The sequence below is a fragment of the Marinobacter panjinensis genome, assembly GCF_005298175.1.
GTDB classification, from domain to species: domain Bacteria; phylum Pseudomonadota; class Gammaproteobacteria; order Pseudomonadales; family Oleiphilaceae; genus Marinobacter; species Marinobacter panjinensis.
Window position 1 is genome coordinate 2,152,354 of sequence record NZ_SZYH01000001.1, and the last position, 21,072, is coordinate 2,173,425.

Sequence of the window (21,072 nt, forward strand, 5' to 3'; positions counted from 1 at the left end):
GGAGAGACACCATGAAAACATCTGACCTGAACAAACGTCTGGCGGCCGGCCTGCTGACCGCGTCCCTGTCCATGGGCGCACTCGCCGAGGAAAAAGATTCCTTCAGCATCGCCTGGACCATCTACGCCGGCTGGGTGCCCTGGCAGTACGCTGAGGACTACGGAATCATGGAAAAGTGGGCGGACAAGTACGATATCGAGGTGGACATCGTGCAGGTCAACGACTACATCGAATCCATCAACCAGTTCACCGCCGGCCAGTTTGACGGCGTGGTGGCGACCAGCATGGACGGACTGTCGATTCCGGCAGCATCGGGCATAGATACCACAGCGCTGATCGTAGGTGACTACTCCAATGCCAACGATGGCCTTGTCTCCAAGGACGCCACGTCCATTGAAGAACTGGAAGGCGAAACCGTGCACCTGGTGGAGCTGTCCGTTTCCCATTATCTGCTGGTCCGCGCCCTGAACACTGTTGGGCTGGAAGAGCGCGACATCAGTGTGGTGAACATTTCCGATGCTGATCTGGTATCCGCATTCCAGACCGACGACGTTCGCCACGTCGCAACCTGGAACCCGCTGTTGACGGAAGTAACCAACTACCCTGGCGCGACGCCGCTGTTTGATTCCAGCCAGATTCCGGGCCACATCAAGGATCTGACACTGGTGAACACCGAGACACTGGAAGACAATCCGAAACTGGGCAAGGCGTTGGTCGGTGCCTGGTACGAGACCATGAGTATCCTGGCGTCCGATTCCGAGGAGGGTCAGGAAGCTCGGGCGTTCCTCGGTGAGATTTCAGGTACCGATCAGGTCGGTTACGAGGCGCAGTTGGAGGGCATGAAGATGTTCTGGAAGCCGGAGGATTCGGTGGAGTTTATCCGCAGCGAGGAAGCCCGGGAGGCGATGGACAGTGTTCGTCAGTTCTCGTTCGACAAGGGCCTGCTGGGCCAGGGTGCCATGAGCCCGGACTTCGTTGGCATCGAGTTCCCGGACGGCTCCATCATGGGCGACTCGAGCAATGTGAAGCTGCGGTTTAACGACAGCTTCATGCAGATGGCCGCTGACGGCGAAATCTGATGATCTCGTTGCTTGCCTCATAAGTTACCGAAGGGCACGATGACTCGTGCCCTTTTTTGTTGGCTTTGGAGCATGGTTGGGGGCGGATGGTCTCTCCAAAACACGCTCCTTCGGCACATCCATGTGACGCTTGGACTCGGCCATCCATGGCTCCGTACAGCTTTGGAGAGACCACCCGCCCCCAACCCCGAACGCAAGTGCAAACCGGAGAGAAATCTACCAATGCGTCGAACCAAGGAAGATGCTGAGAAGACCCGCCAGACAGTTCTGGAAGCTGCGTTAACACTGTTCAGTCGGGATGGTTATTCCCTCACTACGCTGAGCCGTATTGCCAAAGAAGCTGGTTGCAGCCGTGGGCCGATTTACTGGCATTTTCAGAACAAGGATGACCTTTACGAAGCGGTGCTCGCCTATTCCCAGGAACCGCTGGAAGCGTTGGTGGCTGAATGCGCAGGTATGTGGGAGACGCCGATTGAGGCGATGGACCGGTTTATCAAGCAATGGCTGGAGCTACTGGCCAATAACAGACAATACCGGCAGTCCTTCGAGATTCTGTTGAACAAGACCGAACTGACCGATGCCATGAGCCGCACGCTGAAGCGGGAGCGGGCGCTGACGAAGTCGATTATCGGGCTGTTCCGGGATTTGGTGGGGCAGGCGGTTGAGCAAGGTTTGATCACAACGGAAGAAGACCCCAAAGACCTGGGCTTGCTAAGTTACACCTATTTGATGGGCATTACCCAGACGTGGCTGTTTGCGCCAAAACTGTTTTCACTTAAACGGGAAACGCCGTTTTTTCAGCGGCAATTTTGGGCATTGCTCGGGAAGAAGTAGCGAAAGAAAGCGCCATTCGTGGTTGCAGGCAACTGCATGGTAGCGCTGGCGGGTGGGAGCCCTTTCAGGGGATGTCGAAAACAGGGATGTTTTCGTCAAGCGTACAGGGACGTATTTACAGCGTGGCCCTGAAAGGGCTCCCACCCGCCAGCGCGGTCAGAGTAAAACCGATCAGAACATCTTCAGATACCGCTCCACCTCCCATTCAGACACGTGGTTCTGGTAGCTCTCCCATTCTCCTTTCTTGTACTCCACAAAGCTTTTGAACATTGCCTCGCCGAACACCTCTTTGGCCAGCGGATCTGCCTCGAAAGCCTCCACCGCCTCACCCAGGTTACGGGGCAGGTATTCGATGCCACGCTCGGCGATTTCCGCGTCGCTGTAGTTGTACATGTTTTCGTGGTGGGGAGCGCCCACATCGAGGCCCTCACGGATGCCTTCCAGGCCGGCGGCCAAAATCAGGGCGCTGCCGAGGTAGGGGTTACAGGCGATATCGGCGGCGCGGCACTCAATGCGGCCGCCCATGCCGGGGATGCGGATCATATTGGTGCGGTTGTTGGAGCCGTAGCACATGAACACCGGTGCCCAGGTGGAACCGGACATGCTGCCCTGGCGAACCAGACGCTTATAGCTGTTTACCGTGGGAGCGATGACGGCGCTGATGGCGGCACCGTGTTTCAACACACCGGCGGTGAAGTGATAGGCAATCTTGCTGATGCCGCAGTCATGCAGGTCATCGCCGTCAGGCTCGAACAGGTTCTTGCCGGTTTTGATGTCCGCCAAAGACATATTGTAGTGGGCGCCGCTGCCGGTTCGGTCACCAAATGGCTTCGGCATGAAGCTGGCAAACGCGCCGTGCTTGCGGGCGATTTCGTTAGCCATCATGCGGAAGAATACCAGGCGGTCGGCCATGGTCAGGCCGTCGGCGTATTTGAAGTCGGTTTCGAACTGGCCGTTGGCGTCTTCGTGGTCGAACGAGTACACATCCCATCCCAGTTCGTTCATGGCATCCACCAGCTCGTCCAAGACGGGCAGGTTGTCCATCAGGGTGCGTGGGTCGTAGCAGGGTTTGCCGAGGGTATCGCGGTCACTCAGGGGTGCGAAACCGCCATCCTCGGTGTCGCGGAATATGAAAAACTCGGTCTCGATGCCCAGGTTGAAGCGATAACCCTTGCTGGCAGCCGCATCCAGCTGGCGCCGGAGAATGTTGCGGGAGCAGGCCTCAAAAGGCGCACCATTCAGGTACAGGTTGCCGGGAAACCACGCCAGCTGGCGGTTCCAGGGGCAGATGGCCACGCCATCAGCATCCGGTATCGCCGCCACTTCGTCATCGGAGATATCCTGAGGCACGCCGTCCAGGGCGGCCCCGGTGTATAGCTCGGAGCCTTCCATCATCTGGCCAAGGTGAGCAACGGGCACAAACTTACCCTTACTGATGCCATGAATATCCACGTAACTGGCGATGGCGTATTTGACGCCGGCATCCGCGAGCTTCTGTTTCAAGGCCTGGTTGTTGGTCAGGTCTGTCATTGCGTTTCCCCTCATTAACCCGGCGAAGCGGGTAATCAATGTGTGTTCTGGCACGTTTCTTTCTAGAGCTTTGCCATTCAACTTACATGCCAGCGTGTATATATAATTAACAAAAGGTCGATTCAGGACCTGGAAACCGCACGGAAAGAGAGGCCAGAAATGACGGTAAAGCAGTGGCTTAAAGATGATTTTGAAGCGGGCGACCTGCCCCTTTCCAGCGGTGAAACCCTGAACTCTGCCCGCCTGCACTACCACCAGATCGGGGAGCTGAATGCACCAAAAGACAACCTGATCCTGCTGCCCACGTACTATGGTGGTGCAGCGACGGGCAACCATCCCTGGGTTGGCGGCGCCAGCCCGCTGGACCCTGACAGGTACTGCATCGTCATCCCGTCCCTGCTGGGGGCCGGGGAATCCTCGTCCCCATCAAACACCCGGGGGCAACAGGCCGGCCCCGGCTTTCCCGCGGTCACTCTTTACGACAATGTGATGCTGCAGAAACGCCTGGTGGACGACGTGTTCGGTGGTGCCAGCATTGCCCTGGCGATGGGCTGGTCCATGGGCGGTATGCAGGCACTGCAATGGGGCTGTCTGTTTCCGGAACAGGTTCATGCGGTGCTGGCCACCTGCTGCACGGCGCGCTGCTATCCCCATAACCGGGTGTTTCTGGAAGGCGTTAAAGCCGCCCTGACCTGTGATCAGGCTTTTCAGGATGGCCACTATCGGAGTCCACCAGAAAGGGGGCTCCGTTCGTTTGGCCGGGTGTATGCCGGCTGGGCCTATTCCCAGGCGTTCTTCCGTCATGAGCTCTGGCGCGAGCTCGGATTCGGTTCTGTCGAGGCGCTATTGCGATTCTGGGAGGAAGATCACCTGGCACAGGACGCCAACAACCTGCTGGCCGTGCTGGACACCTGGCAGCGGGGCGATATCAGCGACAACCCGGTGTTTCAGGGCAACTACACGGCAGCGCTTGCCACACTCACCGTACAAACCCGGGTAATGCCCAGCACCACAGATCTCTACTTTACCGCCGAGGATGCCCAGCATGACGCCCGACAAATGCCGGGAGCCTCGCTTGAAGTCCTGCCATCAGAGTGGGGGCATATTGCCGGTGGTGCGGGGCGAGAGCGCCAGAGCCATCAAAAAATTCTTGCCGCAGCTCATTCGCTGCTGTCGAAGAGAGATCCATGACAGTGCACCCGAAACGGCCACGCACCGCTATAGCGCACATTTTTGCCGGTAATCGGCCTGAAAGCGCTGGTTATTCCCGTTTTACGAAGCTGGCACGCCACCTGCACTACTCTGGACAGACGGTTTAATACCAGGATCCGTTCACAACAACACCGCGAGGCATGCGGCGAAGACAACGAACACAATGGGTGACTAGGGTTCCGGTCCGGGCAGATGACCATCATCAGCCCGGATGGCTGGTCCAAGAGTTACCGACCTCTGGGAGGTTACACGGCGGGACAAAAGCCCGGGAGACTGAATCGCAAGGGATGCTGTTGCCCGCGATGAACGTGCCGTGTTGTGTGACCAGAGGAGATAACCTATGCGAATGATCAACCGACACCCAGGGCGTGTTTCAGCCACTTTGCTTGGCCTGCTTCCCTTCCTGTTGATCATGTTGATCTACAGCCTTGCCTCCCAGGAGCGCCTGGCTGAGAATCCCAACGACAAACTGCTGCCCGGTCTGCAACAGATGACCGCCGCAGTGGACCGCATGGCCTTTCAGGAAGACCGGCGCAGCGGTGACTACCTGATGTGGCAGGACACCACCGCCAGCCTGCAACGCCTTGGAATCGGGGTTACCATTGCCGCTTCTCTGGCATTGGTGGTGGGCGTTCTTAATGGCGCACTGCCGCTGGTAAGAGCAAACCTCGCACCACTGGTGTCAGCGCTTTCCATGGTCCCGCCCCTGGCGATACTGCCTATCCTGTTTATCGTATTCGGCCTTGGAGAACTCTCCAAGGTCATGCTGATCGTTATCGGCACAGCACCCATCATGATGCGGGATGTGGCACAGCGGGTGCGGGAACTTCCCGGCGAGCAACTGATCAAGATCCAGACCCTCGGTGCCAACTCCTGGCAGGTCATTACACGCATGGTGTTGCCCCAGGTTCTGCCACGTCTGATCGACTCCGTGCGTCTGGGTCTGGGCCCGGCATGGTTGTTCCTGATTGCCGCAGAAGCCATCGCCTCCACCGAAGGCCTGGGCTATCGCATCTTTCTGGTTCGCCGATATCTCGCCATGGACGTAATTCTGCCCTATGTCATCTGGATCACCATTCTTGCCATTGTCATCGATCAGTGTCTGCGACTTGCCAACCGCAGGCTGTTCCCGTGGTACAACGCAGGAGGTCACTGATGAGCTTTATTACGGTTAATAATCTCTGGAAAGAGTATGGCGATCTGGTGGTACTGGAAAACCTGAACCTGAGCGTGAAACAGGGCGAATTCTGTACGCTCGTTGGCGCTTCAGGTTGCGGTAAATCCACCTTCCTGAAAATGCTGCTGGGCCAGGAAACCCCGAGCCGCGGCGAGTTGTTGCTGGAAGGCGAGGCCTTTCCGGGAGAACCGGACCGAAACCGGGGGATCGTGTTCCAGCGCTACTCGGTGTTCCCGCACCTGACCGTACGCCAGAATGTTCTGATGAGCCTGGAACTCAAGCAGAAGCCCTGGCTCGGCAAACTGTTTGGCAGCGCCCGTCGCGCAGCCCTGGAGAAGGTGGACGCGATGCTGACATCGGTTGGTCTGGAAGCCTCGGCCGACAAATGGCCCCATGAGCTCTCAGGCGGCATGCAACAGCGCCTGGCCATCGCCCAGTCCCTGATCATGCGTCCGCGTGTACTGTTGCTGGACGAGCCTTTCGGTGCCCTGGACCCGGGTATTCGCAAGGATATGCACGATCTGCTGCTGAAGCTGTGGCAGGAAACGGGAACCACCATTTTCATGGTCACCCATGACCTGAAAGAAGGCTTCTATCTGGGAACCCGGTTACTGGTCTTTGACAAGGTTCGTCACGACCCGCACGACCCCGAAGCATTCGGTGCGACCATTACCTATGACCTGCCCATCGGCCAGGTCAACAGCAAACTGTTCGAAGACATCAACGACTCGGTTGCCCAGACAGCCCGCCATCAGGCAGCCTGAGTGGACCCGGCATCGTGCCAACAAAAAAGGGGCTGCCCGAAGGCAGCCCCTGAAAAACCCAGATAGCATCGGCGTTGCGCCAGATCAGTTAGCGGCAACCCGGTCACTCGGCAACTTGAAGGTCCAGACTGTGCCGCCCTGGTTGAAGTCCTTGACCACCCTGGCCACTTCGCCACCCCAGAGCGGAACCGCACCGCCCCAGCCAGTGGAAATGGATACATACTGGTCGCCGTCCATTTCCCAGGTTACGGGTGTGCCGACAACACCGGTACCGGTATTGAACTTGTAGAGCTCTTCACCCGTCTTGGCGTCGAACGCCTTCAGGTAGCCTTCCGGCGTGCCGGTAAAGACCAGGTTGCCTGCGGTGGCCAGTACGCCACCCCAGAGCGGGGCCGGGTTGTTATAGCGCCAGACTTCCTCACCGGTTTTCGGGTCTACGGCACGCAGGACACCGATGAATTCATCGTTTGCGGGCTTGATGGTGAAGCCGGCACCCAGATAGGCAGCACCTTTCTTGTAGGAAACCGGCTCGTTCCAGATATCCATCGACCATTCATTGGATGGTACGTAGAACAGGCCGGTGTCCTGGCTGTAGGCCATGGGCATCCAGTTCTTGCCGCCCAGGAACGCCGGGAAGGCAACGACCGTTTCACCTTTCTCACCATCGGCGTTAGCCGGGTTGCCCGGACGACCGTTCTCGGTATTGTAGATCGGGCTGCCATCTTCATTCAGGCCTTTGGCCCAGGTGATCTTGTCCACAAACGGGAAGCCACGGATAAAGTCACCGTTCTCACGGTTCAGGACATAGAAGAAGCCGTTACGGTCCGCTGTGGCAGCTGCCTTGACGGTTTTGCCGTTTTCTTCGTAATCAAAGGAAATCAGCTCGTTCACACCGTCGTAATCCCAGCCATCATTGGGCGTGGTCTGGAAGTGCCACTTGATGCTGCCATCGTCGGGATCAATGGCGACGCGTGAGGATGAAAACAGGTTGTCACCCGGGCGAAGGTGAGAGTTCCACGGGGCCGGGTTACCGGTGCCGAAGAACAGCGAGTCGGTATCCGGGTCATAGGTGCCACCCAGCCAGGTTGCCGCGCCACCGGTCTTCCACATGTCGCCAGGCCAGGTCTTGCCGGCTTCGCCACCGGAGATACCGTTTTCAATCTCCTTGCCGTCTTTATAGACATAACCCATGTGACCTTCCACGGTCGGACGCATCCACAGCAGGTCACCCGTGTTCGGGTCGCGGGCCTCAACCTTGCCGACAATGCCGAATTCGCCACCGGAAACACCGGTAATCAGCTTGCCTTTGACAATCAGCGGGGCTGCCGTCATTGAGTAACCGGCCTGATAATCCGCAACTTTCTTGATCCAGACTACCTTGCCGGTGTCCTTGTTCAGGGCCACGAGCTTGGCGTCCAGGGTGCCGAAAATAAACAGGTCGTCGTAAAGAGCACCACCCCGGTTGACCACATCACAACAGGGCATGATGCCATCCGGAAGACGGGCATCGTATTGCCAGATTTCTTCGCCGGTACGCGCATCAATCGCATAAGCCCGTGAATAGGACGCCGTCACATACATGACGCCATCCTTGATCAATGGCTGGGACTCCTGGCCCCGCTGCTTCTCGCCACCAAATGAGAATGCCCAAGCCGGCTGCAGGTACCGGACGTTATCTGTGTTCAGAGCATCCATCGGGCTGAAACGCTGGCCCTGAACGCCCATACCGTAGCTTACGATATCATCGACAGTGTTATGGTCATTCAGGATATCTTCATCGGTGACCGCATGGGCCCCCAGTGATACAGCCAGCGCCAGGGCACTGGCGGCAAACTGTTTACCGAACGGATTCGATCTCATGGTTGCGCTCTCCAAAGTCTCTTGTTGTCAGTGTGTGCAGCGAACCGGGAATTCTTCCCGCCTCTAAACTCCATTCTTGGCCTCACCCGCAATCGCAACAATTAATCGCCCGAACAGGTTTTCTCATCACTTGGTAGTAAGACCCCCACAAAAAAGCCCGCACACGGCGGGCCAGAACAGCGGGCATTGCCTTATTCCCCATTTTTATCGGGGCCGAGAATCTCGTCGTAATAGCCCGGGCGGCTGTAAGAGAGTCCGTGGTTGGCGTAGAGCTCTGCCATTTCTCCGGATCTGACCATGCCATCAACAATCGCTGCGATGGCGTATCCGAGGGCCCGATGTGTGTGGCGAACCGCCAGGCCCAAGTCCCACACCTGCTTGGTCATCCCGGGGAAGCCGTTCCCGGCTTTGGTAAAACCATTGCCGGTATGGGCCGCCAGTTGGTGCTCTATTTCCGCCCGCATACCCATCACGCCGGCAACCTCTTCCTGCTCCATAGCCTGGAATGCCTCTCCGACGTTCCCGTAATGATGCACCTGATTCCTCAGCCGCCCACCAAAGGCGGACGTCAGATAGGTGGCAGGAAGCGTGTCGATCTCCACACCGATCGGGTGATACTGAAACACCGCAACCGTTTCAACGCCGTCCAGTCGGCTCTTGTCAAAGGCAATCTGCCAGCGCTCCTGCTGGTAGGGGCCGAAGAAAACCACCTGCTCGTTGATCATTTCACCGGTGGAGTCCCTCATGTACTTGAAGGTGCTGTCGTAAGGCACCCGCATCATGATGTCCGCTATGCGGGTTTTCGCCAGATAGTGCCCTTTCCAGATATGGTTGCGCAGGTCGTCACCCAGGCTTTCATCCGGGATAATCCAGTAGGGACGAAATTCCACGCCCAGCCCCTCTGCAATGCGGCGGCCCAGGTCCGCGTCCACACCACGAACCTCGCCATTCACTTCGTAGGAATAAGGCGGAAAATCCTTGTACATGCCAACATTCAGATAGCCGGAATCCTGAACAATATCCAGCGTTCGGTCCGGAATCAGGCTGCGGGATTGCTGAGCCTGTACCTGGCTGATGCCCACAAGCAGCAGTACCAGCATCAAGGCGTAAAATGCTGACTTCATAAAATCATCTCCCGGAAATTCCAGCCATTAAAAAGCACCCTGCACCCTTATTACTGGGGTGGCGGGACTGACTCAACGTACGTCTTGATGGCCCAGATAGCGGTTTGATCAAGATTATCCTTGAACGACGGCATGCCTCGCCCTGTGCCGTTCATGACACGTCCGATAAAATACTCATCGTCCCACTCCGAAAGCTCTCTCAGGTCGGGCGTCAGACCCCCGGACATGGCTTCAATGCCATGACAAACCGCGCAGTTGCCTGCGTAACCACTTTTGCCCACCTTGACGGCCTCAGCATGCTTGTCACCGTGTTCATTACCTTCGCGAAACGGGTTTTCCGTCAGGGCTTCCTTCCCCAGATCGGGCAGGCTTCCGGTATCCACTTCCTGGGGCGTGACATCCCCGTGAGACATGGCGAAACCTGCTGTCGCCAGTAAACCGGCGGCAACCATGGCCTTTAGTGAAAAAGAAACTGACATGTTGTTATACCTCTGTTTTGAATCCCCGTGCGCTGGCTGTTTGTTGTGAATGCAATGCCAGCTACCTCATCCAAGTCTAGGAACACGCCATAGTGATCAGAATGCCACTTTGGCGTCTTCGTTCTAGTTCCTTGGTAGTAGGTTGAGGAGGGATTACCGCAGGTGGGGCCCCAAGAATAGTTCTTTAGTACCGCCAGTTTCCTACTTTCTGAATATTTCGACGGCTACCTCCCTTCTCTAAGCTGGTTGCAAGAACAAAAAATGCACACAGAGAAGGCCGCAACCATGATTTCAAAAGGCAGGCTATTGGTTACGTCAGTGCTCTGTAGCTGGCTACTGGCTCCGGCTGCAGCGATAGCTATTGAGGTCAGAATTGGCTACATCCAATGGGTGCCTGACCAGGGCCCGGTCCTTTCCAATGTCACTCCGGAACCGGAAGACGCCGGCCTGCGCGGGGCCGAGCTGGGGATTGCCGACAATAATGCCACCGGCAAGTTTCTGGACCAGAGGTATGCTGTTGAGTCCGTCATCGCCAGCGATGAAGAGGGAGCCCTGGCCGCCCTTGATGGCATGCTGAAGAACGGCATTGATCTGCTGGTGGCCCGCGTTCCCGCAGACACACTGCAGGCAATGGCCAGAAAGGCTGACGGTAAAGCGTTACTGTTCAACGCCGGTGCCTCGGACGATAGCCTGCGGATCAGTGAATGCCAGCCCAACCTCCTGCATACCATTCCCTCCTACGCCATGCTGACCGATGCCCTTGCCCAGTGGCTGAACATGCGGCGCTGGAAAGAAGTGTTCCTGATTACCGGCCCAACCGAACAAGACAAAGCCTGGGCAGATGCCTTCCGCCGCGCCAGCAAACGGTTCGGCCTGGACATCATTGCTGACAAACCCTGGACCTTCGATTCGGACCTGCGCCGCACCGCTTCCAAAGAATTGCCCACCTTCACCCAGGCGAGTGATTACGATGCCGTGGTAGTCGCAGACGTGCGTGGTGATTTCGGGGAATACGTGCCGTTCAACACCTGGCTCCCGCGACCGGTGGTTGGCACCCAGGGCATGGGGCCGGAAGCCTGGCACCGTGTGGTTGAGGCATGGGGTGCGGCACAGCTGCAGAACCGCTTCCGGGAACTGGCCGGGCGCGAAATGAACAGCGAAGACTATGCCGCCTGGGCCGCCATACGCTCCATCGGCACCACCGTTACCGGGCTCGGTAAGGCAGGCCACTCGAACATTCGCGAGTATCTGTTTTCCGATGATTTCCAGCTCGCCGCCTTCAAAGGCCGCAAGCTGACTTATCGCCCCTGGAACGGGCAACTCCGCCAGCCAATCCCCCTGGTTCATCCGCAAGGGCTGGTTGCGACGCCACCACTTGAAGGCTTCCTGCATCCCGACTCCGAACTGGACACCCTGGGCTACGACAAGCCGGAGAGTGACTGCAGGATCCATTGACTTCACTGAAGAACAACAAGGAACACCGACCATGAAAAATGCTTTCAAGATCGCAGCCCTGGCAGCCGCCATTGGCCTCTCCGGTCCGGCGCTGGCGAGCCTGGCGTACATATCGAACGAGAAGGACAACACCCTCTCCGTCATTGATACGGAAACCAATGAAGTGGTGGACACCATTGAGGTAGGTGCCCGGCCGAGGGGTATCCTGCTGTCCAAGGACTACACCAAGCTCTATATCTGCGCCAGTGACGACGACACCGTCCAGGTACTGGACCTGGCCACCCGCAAGATCGTCGACACCCTGCCCTCCGGCGAGGACCCTGAGCAGTTTGCCCTGCACCCCAACAACCGCCACCTGTACATCGCCAATGAAGACGATGCCATCGTCACGGTGGTGGATGTGGAAACCAAGGACGTTCTGGCCCAGATCGATGTTGGCGTGGAACCGGAAGGCATGGCGGTCAGCCCGGACGGCAAGTGGGCGGTGAATACCAGTGAAACCTCCAGCATGCTGCACTGGATCAACACCGAAACCTTCGAAATCGATAAGAACACCGTGGTGGGCCAGCGCCCGCGTCACGTCGAGTTCACCAAAGACAGCAAGATTGCCTGGGCCTCGGCAGAGATCGGCGGCACCGTGCACATCTTCAACGTGGACAACATAGAGGAAATCAAGCAAATCGATTTCCAGATCAAGGGTGTGCCCCAGGATCGGGTTCAGCCGGTGGGCATCGAGCTCACCTCGGATGGCAAGTACGCCTTCGTGGCGCTCGGCCCCTCCAACCACGTAGCTGTGGTGGATGCCCAGACCTATGAAGTGCTGGATTACCTGCTGGTAGGCGCCCGTGTCTGGCAGCTGGACCTGGACAAGGACGAGAAGTTTCTCTACACCACCAACGGCGTTTCCAGCGACGTGTCGGTCATCGATGTGGAAGAGCTGAAGGTGATCAAGTCCATCAAGGTGGGCCGCTTCCCATGGGGCGTGGTCATCGATCCCACTTCATGACCATTGAAGCCCGTAACCTCAGCTTTCGCTACGGCGACAAACCGGTGCTCAAGGAGGTCAGCTTTAAGCTGACCTCTGGCGGTTTTCATGCCCTGCTGGGGCCCAACGGCGCCGGCAAGTCTACGCTGTTCGGCCTGCTGACCCGGCTTCTTGCGCTGCAACAGGGCGATATTCTGATGGCCGGGCAATCCCTGAAAAATCAACCGGCCGAGGCCATGCGCAAAATTGGCGTGGTATTCCAGCAGAATGCCCTGGATCTGGATCTGACCGTGCGTCAGAACCTGCTCTATCACGCCGCGCTTCATGGTCTCTCTCGCAAAGAGGCTCGCCTCCGGGGCGATCGCGAGCTGACCCGTTTCCAACTGCTTGAACGGGCGAATGAACCGGTGCGAAAACTCAACGGCGGCCACCGCCGGCGGGTGGAGATCGCCCGTGCCCTGCTCCATGAACCTTCGGTGTTGTTGCTGGATGAACCCACGGTGGGACTGGATGTTGCCAGCCGCCGGGGGCTGAACGATCACGTACGCGTGCTCTGTGACTCCGATGGCCTGACCGTGCTATGGGCCACGCACCTGATCGAGGAGGTTCGCCCGGAAGACCGGGTGCTGATCCTCCATGAAGGCAAACTGCTGGCCGACGGCGCGGGGCATGACATCTGCGAAGCCGAAGGCACCCGCGACCTGGCGGAAACCTTCCACACCCTCACAGGAGCCGGTTGATATGAAAGCTGCGCATTACTGGCACTGTTTCGCTGGCATCCAGACCCGGGAATGGCTGCGTTTCTGGCAGCAGCGAACCCGTTTTGCCAGCGCCCTGGTGCGGCCGCTGTTGTGGCTGGTGGTGTTCGCCGCCGGTTTCCGGGCGGTGCTGGGCATTTCCATCATTCCGCCCTACCAGACCTACATCACCTACGAGACCTACATCGCCCCCGGGCTGTGCGGCATGATCATTCTGTTCAACAGCATGCAAGGGGCGCTTTCGATGGTGTATGACCGGGAACTGGGCAGTATGCGGGTGCTATTAATGAGTCCGCTGCCGCGACCGTTCCTGCTGGTAACCAAGCTGCTGGCCATGGGCGTGGTGTCGGTGGGACAGGTGTATGTATTCCTGCTGCTGGCCTTGCTGGTGGATGTGGAGCCGCCGCTGTGGGGCTACCTGGCGGTTTTGCCTGCCCTTATCCTGACCAGCCTGATGCTCGGCGCCCTTGGGCTGCTGATAGCAACCTGGATCAAGCAACTGGAGAACTTCGCCGGAGTGATGAACTTTGTCATTTTCCCCATGTTCTTCATGTCATCCGCCCTGTATCCCCTGTGGCGAATGAACGAAGCCAGCCCCTGGCTCTACTGGATCTGCCAGTTCAATCCCTTCACCCACGCGGTAGAGGCCATCCGGTTTTCTCTCTATCTGGAATGGAACCCGATGGCCTTCGGGATAACCGCAAGTGTGACCGTTGTTTTTGCATTGCTCGCGACGACCGGATTCCGCCCTCAGCGCACCAAGATCCTTGGTACCTCCAAGCCTGCTTGATTGGGTGGTAGTGGGTTGTGGGGGAGAGGCTTCCAAAACACGCCTCAAGACGTCCTGTTCGGCTTGGGCTCCGTGCCAGCCTGTTCTCCGTAGGTCGGATTAGCGAAGCGTAATCCGACACCCCCTCAGGAATCCGCAAGATCCAGCCGACGAAGCTTCCCCAACAACCCATCGATAAGTCCAGGCTCACCAACCCTGTCATCCCACTGCAACCGAGCCGGCTTCCCATCCAGATACCACAACCGATTGGCCAATATCTCCGCATCCCCCCCATCATGGGTCACGCAAATCATCGCCATCCCCGGATTGCCATCCAGAATCCCCGCAATCAGCGTCTTCAGCTCACCCGCCATCACCGGATCCAGTGACGCAAAAGGCTCGTCCAGCAACAGCAGGTCAGGTTTCACCGCCAGGCAACGGGCCAACGCCGCCCGCCGGGCCATACCCAGAGACAACTGGTCCGGCAGATAGTGGCCATAGCCCTTCAGCCCCACACTGGCCAGGTGCGCTTGCGCTTCCTCATGGTTCGCTCCCGCCAACCGTAGATTGGCATTCAGAGTCCGCCAGGGCAGCAACCGATGTTCCTGAAACAGGTAACCCACCCGGAGTTTTTCACGACCAATAATGGCTTCCGCCGGAATGGTTTTATCCAGCCCGGCGATGGCGTTTAACAGGGTCGTTTTGCCAATCCCCGACGGCCCCAACAGGCAGATGCGGTCACCCCGCTCTATCGTGGCAAACACTTCCCCCAGCACCGGCTGGCCAAAACTGCGGCCGGCGATCTGCAGTTCAAGCATGGGCGGCCTCCGGCTGACGCCAGCGGCTGGAGCGGCGCTCGAGGGGCTGCAGGATGGCCAGTTCGATGAGCTGGACCACGGCAATAAATGCCAGGCTGTAGGCGAGGATGGCGGCTACATCGAATACCTGGAAGGCCATGTGTAGCTGGAAACCGATGCCATCCGAGCGGCCCAGTAGTTCCACCACCAGAACAATTTTCCAGATCAGTGCCAGCCCACCGCGGGTAGCGGCCATGAGATAGGGAAACAGTTGCGGCACCCAGACCTCGCGAAACCGCTGCCAGCGAGTAAAGTCGTAGACGGTGGCCATTTCTTCGAGGCGGTAATCCAGGCTTCGCGCCCCTTCGCGGACAGTCACCGCAACATTGGGCACCTTATTGATGACCACCGCCATCACCGCGGCCACCTCCACCAGGCCGAACCAGACGTACATCAGAATGATGGTGACCAGCGCCGGCAGATTGAGCAGCAGTACCAGCAGGGGGTCAAACAGAGCGTTGGTGGTTTTTGACCTGCCCATGACCACACCAATTGCAGTACCGACGAACATGGCTAGGGTAAAGGCCACGATAACGCGCCCCAGTGTGGCACTCAGATGGTGCCAGAGTTCGCCGGAGGCAGCCTCCAGCATCAGGGTATCGAGAACGTTCAGGGGTGTGGGTAACAAGGGTGACTGGAGCAACCAGGCAGCCACCCCCCAAAGCAGGACGAACGCGGGCAATACCACCCAATAGCTCCAGGCCGGGGGGCGACCGGAGCGATTGCTCACGGCTGCCTCCGGTAGAAAAGTCCTGCCGGCATCAGGTTGTCAGCTTCGGCCCCGGTCAGTACCAGCAATCGATGCAAATCAGCAATCCGCTGATCCGTTTGTGGAGCGGGTTTCCCTGCGATAAATCCTTCCTTCAGCACCTGAAACACCCCCTCTTCGGGATTACCCATCAGAGGCCGCAGCCGCTGCCAGTGAGATTCGTCGTCCGCCAGTTCCATCTTCGCCTGGCTCAAGGAGGCGGCAAAACGATCAATCAGCGCGCCATGGCCCTCAGCCCAATCAGCCGGAAACACATATCCCAGAACCGGCAGCTTGCGGTCCAGATCCATCGCGGTCAGCAAGTCTGCCATGCCGAACGCGGAGCGCCAGCCGCCCTCACCCCGCAGGCGGGCCGCAAAATGCCAGTAGGTGACGATCACATCCACCTGGCCCCGCTTCAATGCCTGGCTCAGCAGGGGTGGTGCCGCGAACTGGACGCTGGCGGACTTATCCAGGTTGACCCCTTGCTGCCCGGCAACCTTCAGGAGCAGTATCCAGCCCTTGCTGTCTGGCCCGCCAGCGACGCCGATCCGTTTGCCGACAAGATCCGGGACAGCGCGAATACCGGAGCCCTCTGCCACCACAATTTCCCCAATCCTGGAAGAGAACGGCACATACAGGTAGGGGGTGTCTGCCTGAAACCGGGACTGTGCCCACAGGAGATCGGCCACCGCGCCATTCACGGAGCCACTGGTCACTGCCAGGCGGGAGGCTGGAAGATTGGCCACCAGTTTCAGTTCAAGCCGATAGCCGTTCTGTCGGTCCAGGCCCTGGTGCAGGATATGGTCCAGCTCCCAGTGGGCGGTGCCGAACTGCAGCACGCTGACGGAAAGCGCGGGTAACGGTGTGGCAGCTTCGTCCCCGGCGTGGGCGAGTCCCGCCAACAAAAATACGAGAAGCAGAGCCCGCATCGTCAGCCGGATGGACCGGGCACTGGCTGCAAATGGGTCGGGAGCATGCTTTGTTATTGGTTGTAGGTTCATCCTTCCACGATACGAAGCCCGCCGCCGCGCAAGAATAGTACTTTGGTGCCTGTTTTTTGGTGCGATGGTCGCATTCAACCTGAGGCGCAGATAGCGTGTAATGAAACCATCACAATAATAATCAGAGGATCACCTCCGATTCCGGAGATTCTCTGCACAGGAGGCCGCTATGCTTGATGAGCTCGATGCCGCACTCTCTTCCGAAAAGCGCTATCATGCGTCGGAAACAGCCCCACATAATGACAACAAACAGGTGGAACCACCCATGGAGCCGGCTTACAAGATTCTGATCGCCGACGACCACCCGCTTTTCCGTGAAGCCATCAGCAGCGTGATTTCATCAGGATTCGGCGGCAGCGAGATTATTGAAACCGCAGACCTTGATAGCGCCCTGGAGATAACCCGCGAAAACGATGACCTAGACCTGATTCTGCTGGACCTGAACATGCCCGGCATGCACGGCCTGAACGGGCTCATTTCCCTGCGTAATGAAGCGCCCACCATTCCGGTGGTTATTGTGTCGGCGGAGGAAGACAAACAAGTTGTGCTCCAGGCCATCACCTACGGCGCCTGCGGTTTCATTACCAAATCCTCTCCCCGAGCCCAGATGACAGAGGCCATCCAGCAGATCCTCAATGGCAACGTCTACCTGCCCTCGGACATCATCCGTACTGGTAAGGAAAGCAACAGCCGCCGCAGCCGCCATGAGGACAATCCGATTTCACCGGAACTGCTGAACTCCCTCACCCGCCGGCAGCTGCTCGTGCTGGAGCGTATGTCCAAGGGGGAGTCCAACAAGCAGATTGCCTATAACCTGAATATTGCGGAGACGACGGTGAAGGCTCATGTGTCTGCGATTTTGCGTAAGCTTGGAGTTCATAACCGGGTGCAGGCGATTCTTTCGGCCAGTGATGTGGATTTCAGTCAGTATTTGAAGCGGTAGGGTTTGCTTTACGCGAGTTGGTTTGTCGGATTACGGCTTCGCCTAATCCGACAAGATCCCGAACACCCTCACCCCCTCAAAAGGTGATTCAACGCACTCCGCAACTTCAACGGCTTCACCGGTTTGTTCATCAACACATACCCCAGCTCACGAATGTGCTGTTTCAATTCATTGGTATAGTTGGCGGTAATCATCACCACCGGCGCGGGGCAATGCCGGCGCCCGTTGATGTTGGCCACCACGTCCACGCCGTTTTCGTCGTTGTCCAGATGGTAATCCGCCAGAATCAGATCTACCTGACTTGAAGCCGGGTCCAGTTGGCGTTCCAGGTCTTCCAGGGAAACGGCAGAAATAACCTGGCAGTCCCAACCCTCCAGCAGGGTCTGCATGCCCTGGCAAATGGCGTGGTCGTTATCAATCACCCAGATTCTGGCGCCACCCAGGCCGCTGTCGTGTGAAACCGCCGGGGTTTCACCCTGCACTCGCCTCTTCGGCTGCAGCCGCCCGACAGGAACCTTTACGCTGAACACCGAACCCTTGCCCTCAATGGACGACACCGTCACCTCGTGGCCAAGCATTCGCGAAATCTTGTCGACTATCGCCAGTCCCAGACCAAGCCCCTTGTCCGGCTGCGAGCCGGCCGGGCGGATACGTTTGAACTCCTGGAAAATCTCGGTCAGCTTGTCCTGGGGAATGCCCGGGCCGGTATCCCAAACCTGCAACAGCACATGATCCCTACGCCGGCGGCAGCCCAGCAGGATCCGGCCTGCTCCGGTGTAACGGATGGCATTCGTCAGGAAGTTGCGGAGAATACGCGCCAGCAGCTGCGAGTCTGACTCCACAATGGCCGATGAGGGCACGAAGTCCAGGGTCAGCCCTTCTGCCAGAGCCATCTGGCGAAACTCCCGGGCAATGTTGTTGAGCAGGTCCCGCAGGTCAAAGGCCATTATGTCCGGTTTGATCACGCCGGCATCCAGCTTGGAGATATCCACCAGGGTGCCCAGCAGGTTCTCCACGTCGTCGAGGGAGGTACTGACCGACCGCACCAGCCCTTCCGCCTTGGGGCCAAAGGAGTGCTCCAGCAAGGCACTGGTAAACAGGCGGGCGGCGTTCAGAGGTTGCAGCAGGTCGTGACTGACCGCTGCCAGGAACTTGGTCTTGGACAGGTTGGCGCGTTCGGCGTCCATCTTGGCATCCCGCAGCCGGGCCTCCACCGCCGCCCGCTCATCGATTTCCTGTCGCAACTGGCTGTTGAGTCCGGTCAACGCTGCGGTACGCTCTTTGACCCGCCGCTCCAGATCATCGTAGGCCTGTTCCAGGGCCAGGGCGGTTTTGCGGCGGTCGGTGATGTCCCGGATCAGTACAAAGAACCCCGTCACCTGCCCTTCGGTGTCTACGTTGGGCACGTAGGCGCGGAGCATGTAGCGGGTGTCTCCGGTGTCGTTGGTTTCCTCGAATTCAAAGTTGACGCTGTTGCCTTTCAGCACTCTCTGGACATGGGGCATAAGACGCCAGTAAAGCTCCGCCTGGTGAACATCCTGCAGATGCTTGCCCAGCGGTGATTCGCCATCACGACCGTACCAGGCTTCGTAGACCTTGTTGCAGAACTGCACCGTCATATCGGCACCGACGTAGGCAATCAGGGCAGGCACATGGTCCGTGACCACGCGTATCCAGCGCTCGCTCTCTTCCAGCGCCTTGATCCGGCGGGCCATTTCGCTGTTCTTGACGTCCGTGATGTCGGAGTAGAGGACAACCAGCCCGCCTTCACGGGTGGGCCTCTCCGTCATCTGCACCCAGCGACCATTGGACAGCAGGAACACTGATCCTTCAGAAGAGGCATTCGCATGCTCCTCTACGACCAGCCCGGAACTGACCGCACGCTCCTTCACTTCAGCGATGGAGGTGCCGGCTGGTGGCACGTCAAGACCAGAGTGTTTCCAGTAACTGCGGAACCGGGTATTGCACTGGATCAGGCGATGCCGGCGATCGAAGAGCACAAAACCGTCAGCGATGCTTTCGATAGCGTCTACCAGGCGCTGACGGGTGGTTTCAGCTTCTTCACGGGCGCGGTTAAGGGCCTTGTTGCTGCCCTTGAGCTCATCCATTGTCTGGTTGAGGGCTTCGGTACGCTCACGCACCTGCTCCGCCAGCACCACCGAGTGTTCGAACACCGCGTAAGGCTCAGGTTTGTGGGCCGAACCGGATTCCACCCGCACGATCAGGGCGTCGCGGATTTTCCGCAGGCGCTCGTTCTCCGCCTCCAGTTCCCCAATACGCTGCTCCCTGCCGCTATCAGGGTCGGCGTCAGTTGTGGCCGTATCCGGCATCAGGCTGCCCAATCACCACCCCCGTAAACGTCTGGTTAATGTGCATGCCGTCGAACTGCTCACCATAGGTGTTGAATCCGATGACTTTATGGTGGCGAAGAAAATCGGACACCTCGTCCGCCACACCGGTGAGCTCCGCTTCCAGACGCCGCAAGAAACAGTCACAGCCGATGGTCACCAGCGGCGGCCCCACGACCCGTTCAGAGGCCTCAATCTGGGTGCGGACACTGTCCAGCAGCGACCCCGGTTCCATGGCCGTCATTACAATGCCGGTTTCCACGGCGCAGTAGAACGTCAGGCTCTTGTCAGCGTTCGCCCGCTGCACCGAGCGGACAAAGTAGTGGCCGCCAATCCGGACCCCCATGGGGCGCAGCGCGAAGACCTTACGATCCAGTTCCTCTACCGCCACGCCCACCGCTCGCGCATAGGCTTCTGCCGCCGGTTCCGCGTTCAACTCATAAACCGTGCGGCTCTTGGCATCGGCATGGGTGACCACCAGCTTCTCGCTTCGGGCCTCCATGTGGTGGGTGGAAAACACCCTGAAATCCAGCGGTGTATTCACCAGCATCACAGTGGCAGCACCGGTATGAAACTGGCCATCGAAGAAAACATGGGTGTTGGCCAGGCGTTCGTCGTCACCGGCCGAGCCGCCGAACTGCGGAATGGTGCCCAGGGCGGCATTGAGGGTTGCCAACACCAGTTCTTCACGGCTGGACAAACCATCCAGCAGGGTGATGGCGAAAGTGTTGCCCTTGATGGGCGCCAGGCGGGCATCCCGGCAGGTGGCCAGCAGGCCGTCGATCACGCTCTGGGCATCCTGCAGCGTAAAGCGGTCCAGTTCGCTGATCAGCGCGTAGTCGATGGAAAAAAATCGGCGATCAAACCCGATGGCAGTAATGCAGCCCCGACCATACCCGTCCGGAGTAATTTCACCGGCAGAGGTGCAACCGCTAATCCGGACTCCGGAAAACACCTGCTCCAGCGCAATACCCAGGCGTTCGAGATCGTATTCAGCAGAACAGAAAAACAGGACACAGCCCAGATTATCGTGGCTGAGTTGGCTGGCAAGGTTGGTAGCGGCCAGCATGGGATCACGTGCGTCGGAACTGGCTACCCTGACCGCAGGCAGGGTGGTGGCTGGCTTCATCAATGGGCGCTCCGCAA

General features: G+C 58.5%; 19 protein-coding genes and 1 riboswitch. Of the genes, 10 read left to right on the top strand and 9 right to left on the bottom strand.

Annotated elements, in window-relative coordinates; genetic code table 11:
• The first annotated feature begins 11 nt into the window (after positions 1-11).
• A complete protein-coding gene (locus FDP08_RS09895) occupies positions 12-1,079 on the top strand; it encodes a putative urea ABC transporter substrate-binding protein (protein ID WP_137435926.1) in 1,068 nt (355 codons plus the stop codon).
• A gap of 222 nt (positions 1,080-1,301) precedes the next feature.
• The gene (locus tag FDP08_RS09900; protein WP_137435928.1) at positions 1,302-1,913 is read left to right on the top strand and encodes a TetR family transcriptional regulator; all 612 of its coding nucleotides are present in this window, start codon (positions 1,302-1,304) and stop codon (positions 1,911-1,913) included.
• A 171-nt stretch (positions 1,914-2,084) separates the two neighbouring features.
• On the opposite strand, the gene glnT is transcribed toward FDP08_RS09900, so the two are convergent.
• A complete protein-coding gene (gene glnT / locus FDP08_RS09905; protein ID WP_137435930.1) occupies positions 2,085-3,443 on the bottom strand; it encodes a type III glutamate--ammonia ligase in 1,359 nt (452 codons plus the stop codon).
• Positions 3,444-3,602: 159 nt separating this feature from the next.
• Between glnT and FDP08_RS09910 the strand changes: the two genes are divergently transcribed.
• From FDP08_RS09910 to FDP08_RS09920, 3 genes are all read left to right on the top strand, one after another.
• Positions 3,603-4,634 carry an alpha/beta fold hydrolase gene (locus FDP08_RS09910; RefSeq protein ID WP_137435932.1) on the top strand — a complete coding sequence of 344 codons (1,032 nt, stop codon included), beginning with the start codon at positions 3,603-3,605 and terminating at the stop codon, positions 4,632-4,634.
• A gap of 181 nt (positions 4,635-4,815) precedes the next feature.
• A riboswitch (guanidine-I (ykkC/yxkD leader) is annotated at positions 4,816-4,929 on the top strand.
• A gap of 66 nt (positions 4,930-4,995) precedes the next feature.
• Positions 4,996-5,811 (top strand): ABC transporter permease, encoded by an 816-nt coding sequence (locus tag FDP08_RS09915; protein WP_137435934.1) that lies wholly within the window; start codon positions 4,996-4,998, stop codon positions 5,809-5,811.
• Positions 5,811-6,596: an ABC transporter ATP-binding protein gene (locus FDP08_RS09920; RefSeq protein ID WP_137435936.1), complete on the top strand. Its 786-nt coding sequence runs from the start codon at positions 5,811-5,813 to the stop codon at positions 6,594-6,596. Before FDP08_RS09915 ends, FDP08_RS09920 begins: the two co-directional genes overlap by 1 nt.
• An 84-nt stretch (positions 6,597-6,680) precedes the next feature.
• Here FDP08_RS09920 and FDP08_RS09925 read toward each other — a convergent pair whose 3' ends face one another.
• The 3 genes from FDP08_RS09925 to pedF form a co-directional block, all read right to left on the bottom strand.
• Complete coding sequence (locus FDP08_RS09925; protein ID WP_137435938.1) at positions 6,681-8,456, bottom strand: PQQ-dependent methanol/ethanol family dehydrogenase; 1,776 nt, start codon at positions 8,454-8,456, stop codon at positions 6,681-6,683.
• A 191-nt stretch (positions 8,457-8,647) separates the two neighbouring features.
• Positions 8,648-9,580: a transporter substrate-binding domain-containing protein gene (locus tag FDP08_RS09930; protein WP_137435940.1), complete on the bottom strand. Its 933-nt coding sequence runs from the start codon at positions 9,578-9,580 to the stop codon at positions 8,648-8,650.
• Between the two features lie 50 nt (positions 9,581-9,630).
• Positions 9,631-10,059: a cytochrome c-550 PedF gene (gene pedF, locus FDP08_RS09935; protein WP_137435941.1), complete on the bottom strand. Its 429-nt coding sequence runs from the start codon at positions 10,057-10,059 to the stop codon at positions 9,631-9,633.
• 261 nt (positions 10,060-10,320) lie between these two features.
• On the opposite strand from pedF, the gene FDP08_RS09940 reads away from it, so the two are divergent.
• Genes FDP08_RS09940 through FDP08_RS09955 form a run of 4 tightly spaced genes read left to right on the top strand, consistent with a single transcriptional unit; the run spans position 10,321 to position 14,047 of the window.
• Entirely contained in the window at positions 10,321-11,514 is a 1,194-nt protein-coding gene (locus FDP08_RS09940; RefSeq protein WP_427901843.1) for an ABC transporter substrate-binding protein, read from the top strand.
• 31 nt (positions 11,515-11,545) lie between these two features.
• Positions 11,546-12,520: a YVTN family beta-propeller repeat protein gene (locus tag FDP08_RS09945; protein WP_137435943.1), complete on the top strand. Its 975-nt coding sequence runs from the start codon at positions 11,546-11,548 to the stop codon at positions 12,518-12,520.
• Positions 12,517-13,239, top strand: coding sequence for an ABC transporter ATP-binding protein (locus tag FDP08_RS09950; protein ID WP_137437286.1), 723 nt, complete (start codon positions 12,517-12,519; stop codon positions 13,237-13,239). Before FDP08_RS09945 ends, FDP08_RS09950 begins: the two co-directional genes overlap by 4 nt.
• Position 13,240: 1 nt before the next feature.
• Positions 13,241-14,047: an ABC transporter permease gene (locus FDP08_RS09955; protein ID WP_137435945.1), complete on the top strand. Its 807-nt coding sequence runs from the start codon at positions 13,241-13,243 to the stop codon at positions 14,045-14,047.
• A 125-nt stretch (positions 14,048-14,172) separates the two neighbouring features.
• On the opposite strand, the gene FDP08_RS09960 is transcribed toward FDP08_RS09955, so the two are convergent.
• From FDP08_RS09960 to FDP08_RS09970, 3 genes are read right to left on the bottom strand one after another with little or no spacing between them, the layout of a single operon-like run.
• Entirely contained in the window at positions 14,173-14,844 is a 672-nt protein-coding gene (locus tag FDP08_RS09960; RefSeq protein ID WP_137435947.1) for an ATP-binding cassette domain-containing protein, read from the bottom strand.
• Complete coding sequence (locus FDP08_RS09965) at positions 14,837-15,613, bottom strand: ABC transporter permease (protein ID WP_137435949.1); 777 nt, start codon at positions 15,611-15,613, stop codon at positions 14,837-14,839. The genes FDP08_RS09960 and FDP08_RS09965 overlap by 8 nt, the downstream gene beginning before the upstream one ends.
• Positions 15,610-16,563 (bottom strand): ABC transporter substrate-binding protein, encoded by a 954-nt coding sequence (locus FDP08_RS09970; RefSeq protein WP_137437287.1) that lies wholly within the window; start codon positions 16,561-16,563, stop codon positions 15,610-15,612. Before FDP08_RS09970 ends, FDP08_RS09965 begins: the two co-directional genes overlap by 4 nt.
• 337 nt (positions 16,564-16,900) lie before the next feature.
• Here FDP08_RS09970 and FDP08_RS09975 point away from each other — a divergent pair, with 337 nt between their 5' ends.
• Positions 16,901-17,578, top strand: a complete 678-nt coding sequence (locus tag FDP08_RS09975; RefSeq protein WP_137437288.1) for a response regulator transcription factor — start codon at positions 16,901-16,903, stop codon at positions 17,576-17,578.
• Between the two features lie 68 nt (positions 17,579-17,646).
• Here FDP08_RS09975 and FDP08_RS09980 read toward each other — a convergent pair whose 3' ends face one another.
• Complete coding sequence (locus FDP08_RS09980) at positions 17,647-19,908, bottom strand: hybrid sensor histidine kinase/response regulator (protein ID WP_137437289.1); 2,262 nt, start codon at positions 19,906-19,908, stop codon at positions 17,647-17,649.
• The gene (gene nosP / locus FDP08_RS09985; protein ID WP_137437290.1) at positions 19,886-21,055 is read right to left on the bottom strand and encodes a nitric oxide-sensing protein NosP; all 1,170 of its coding nucleotides are present in this window, start codon (positions 21,053-21,055) and stop codon (positions 19,886-19,888) included. Before nosP ends, FDP08_RS09980 begins: the two co-directional genes overlap by 23 nt.
• Positions 21,056-21,072 lie beyond the last annotated feature (17 nt).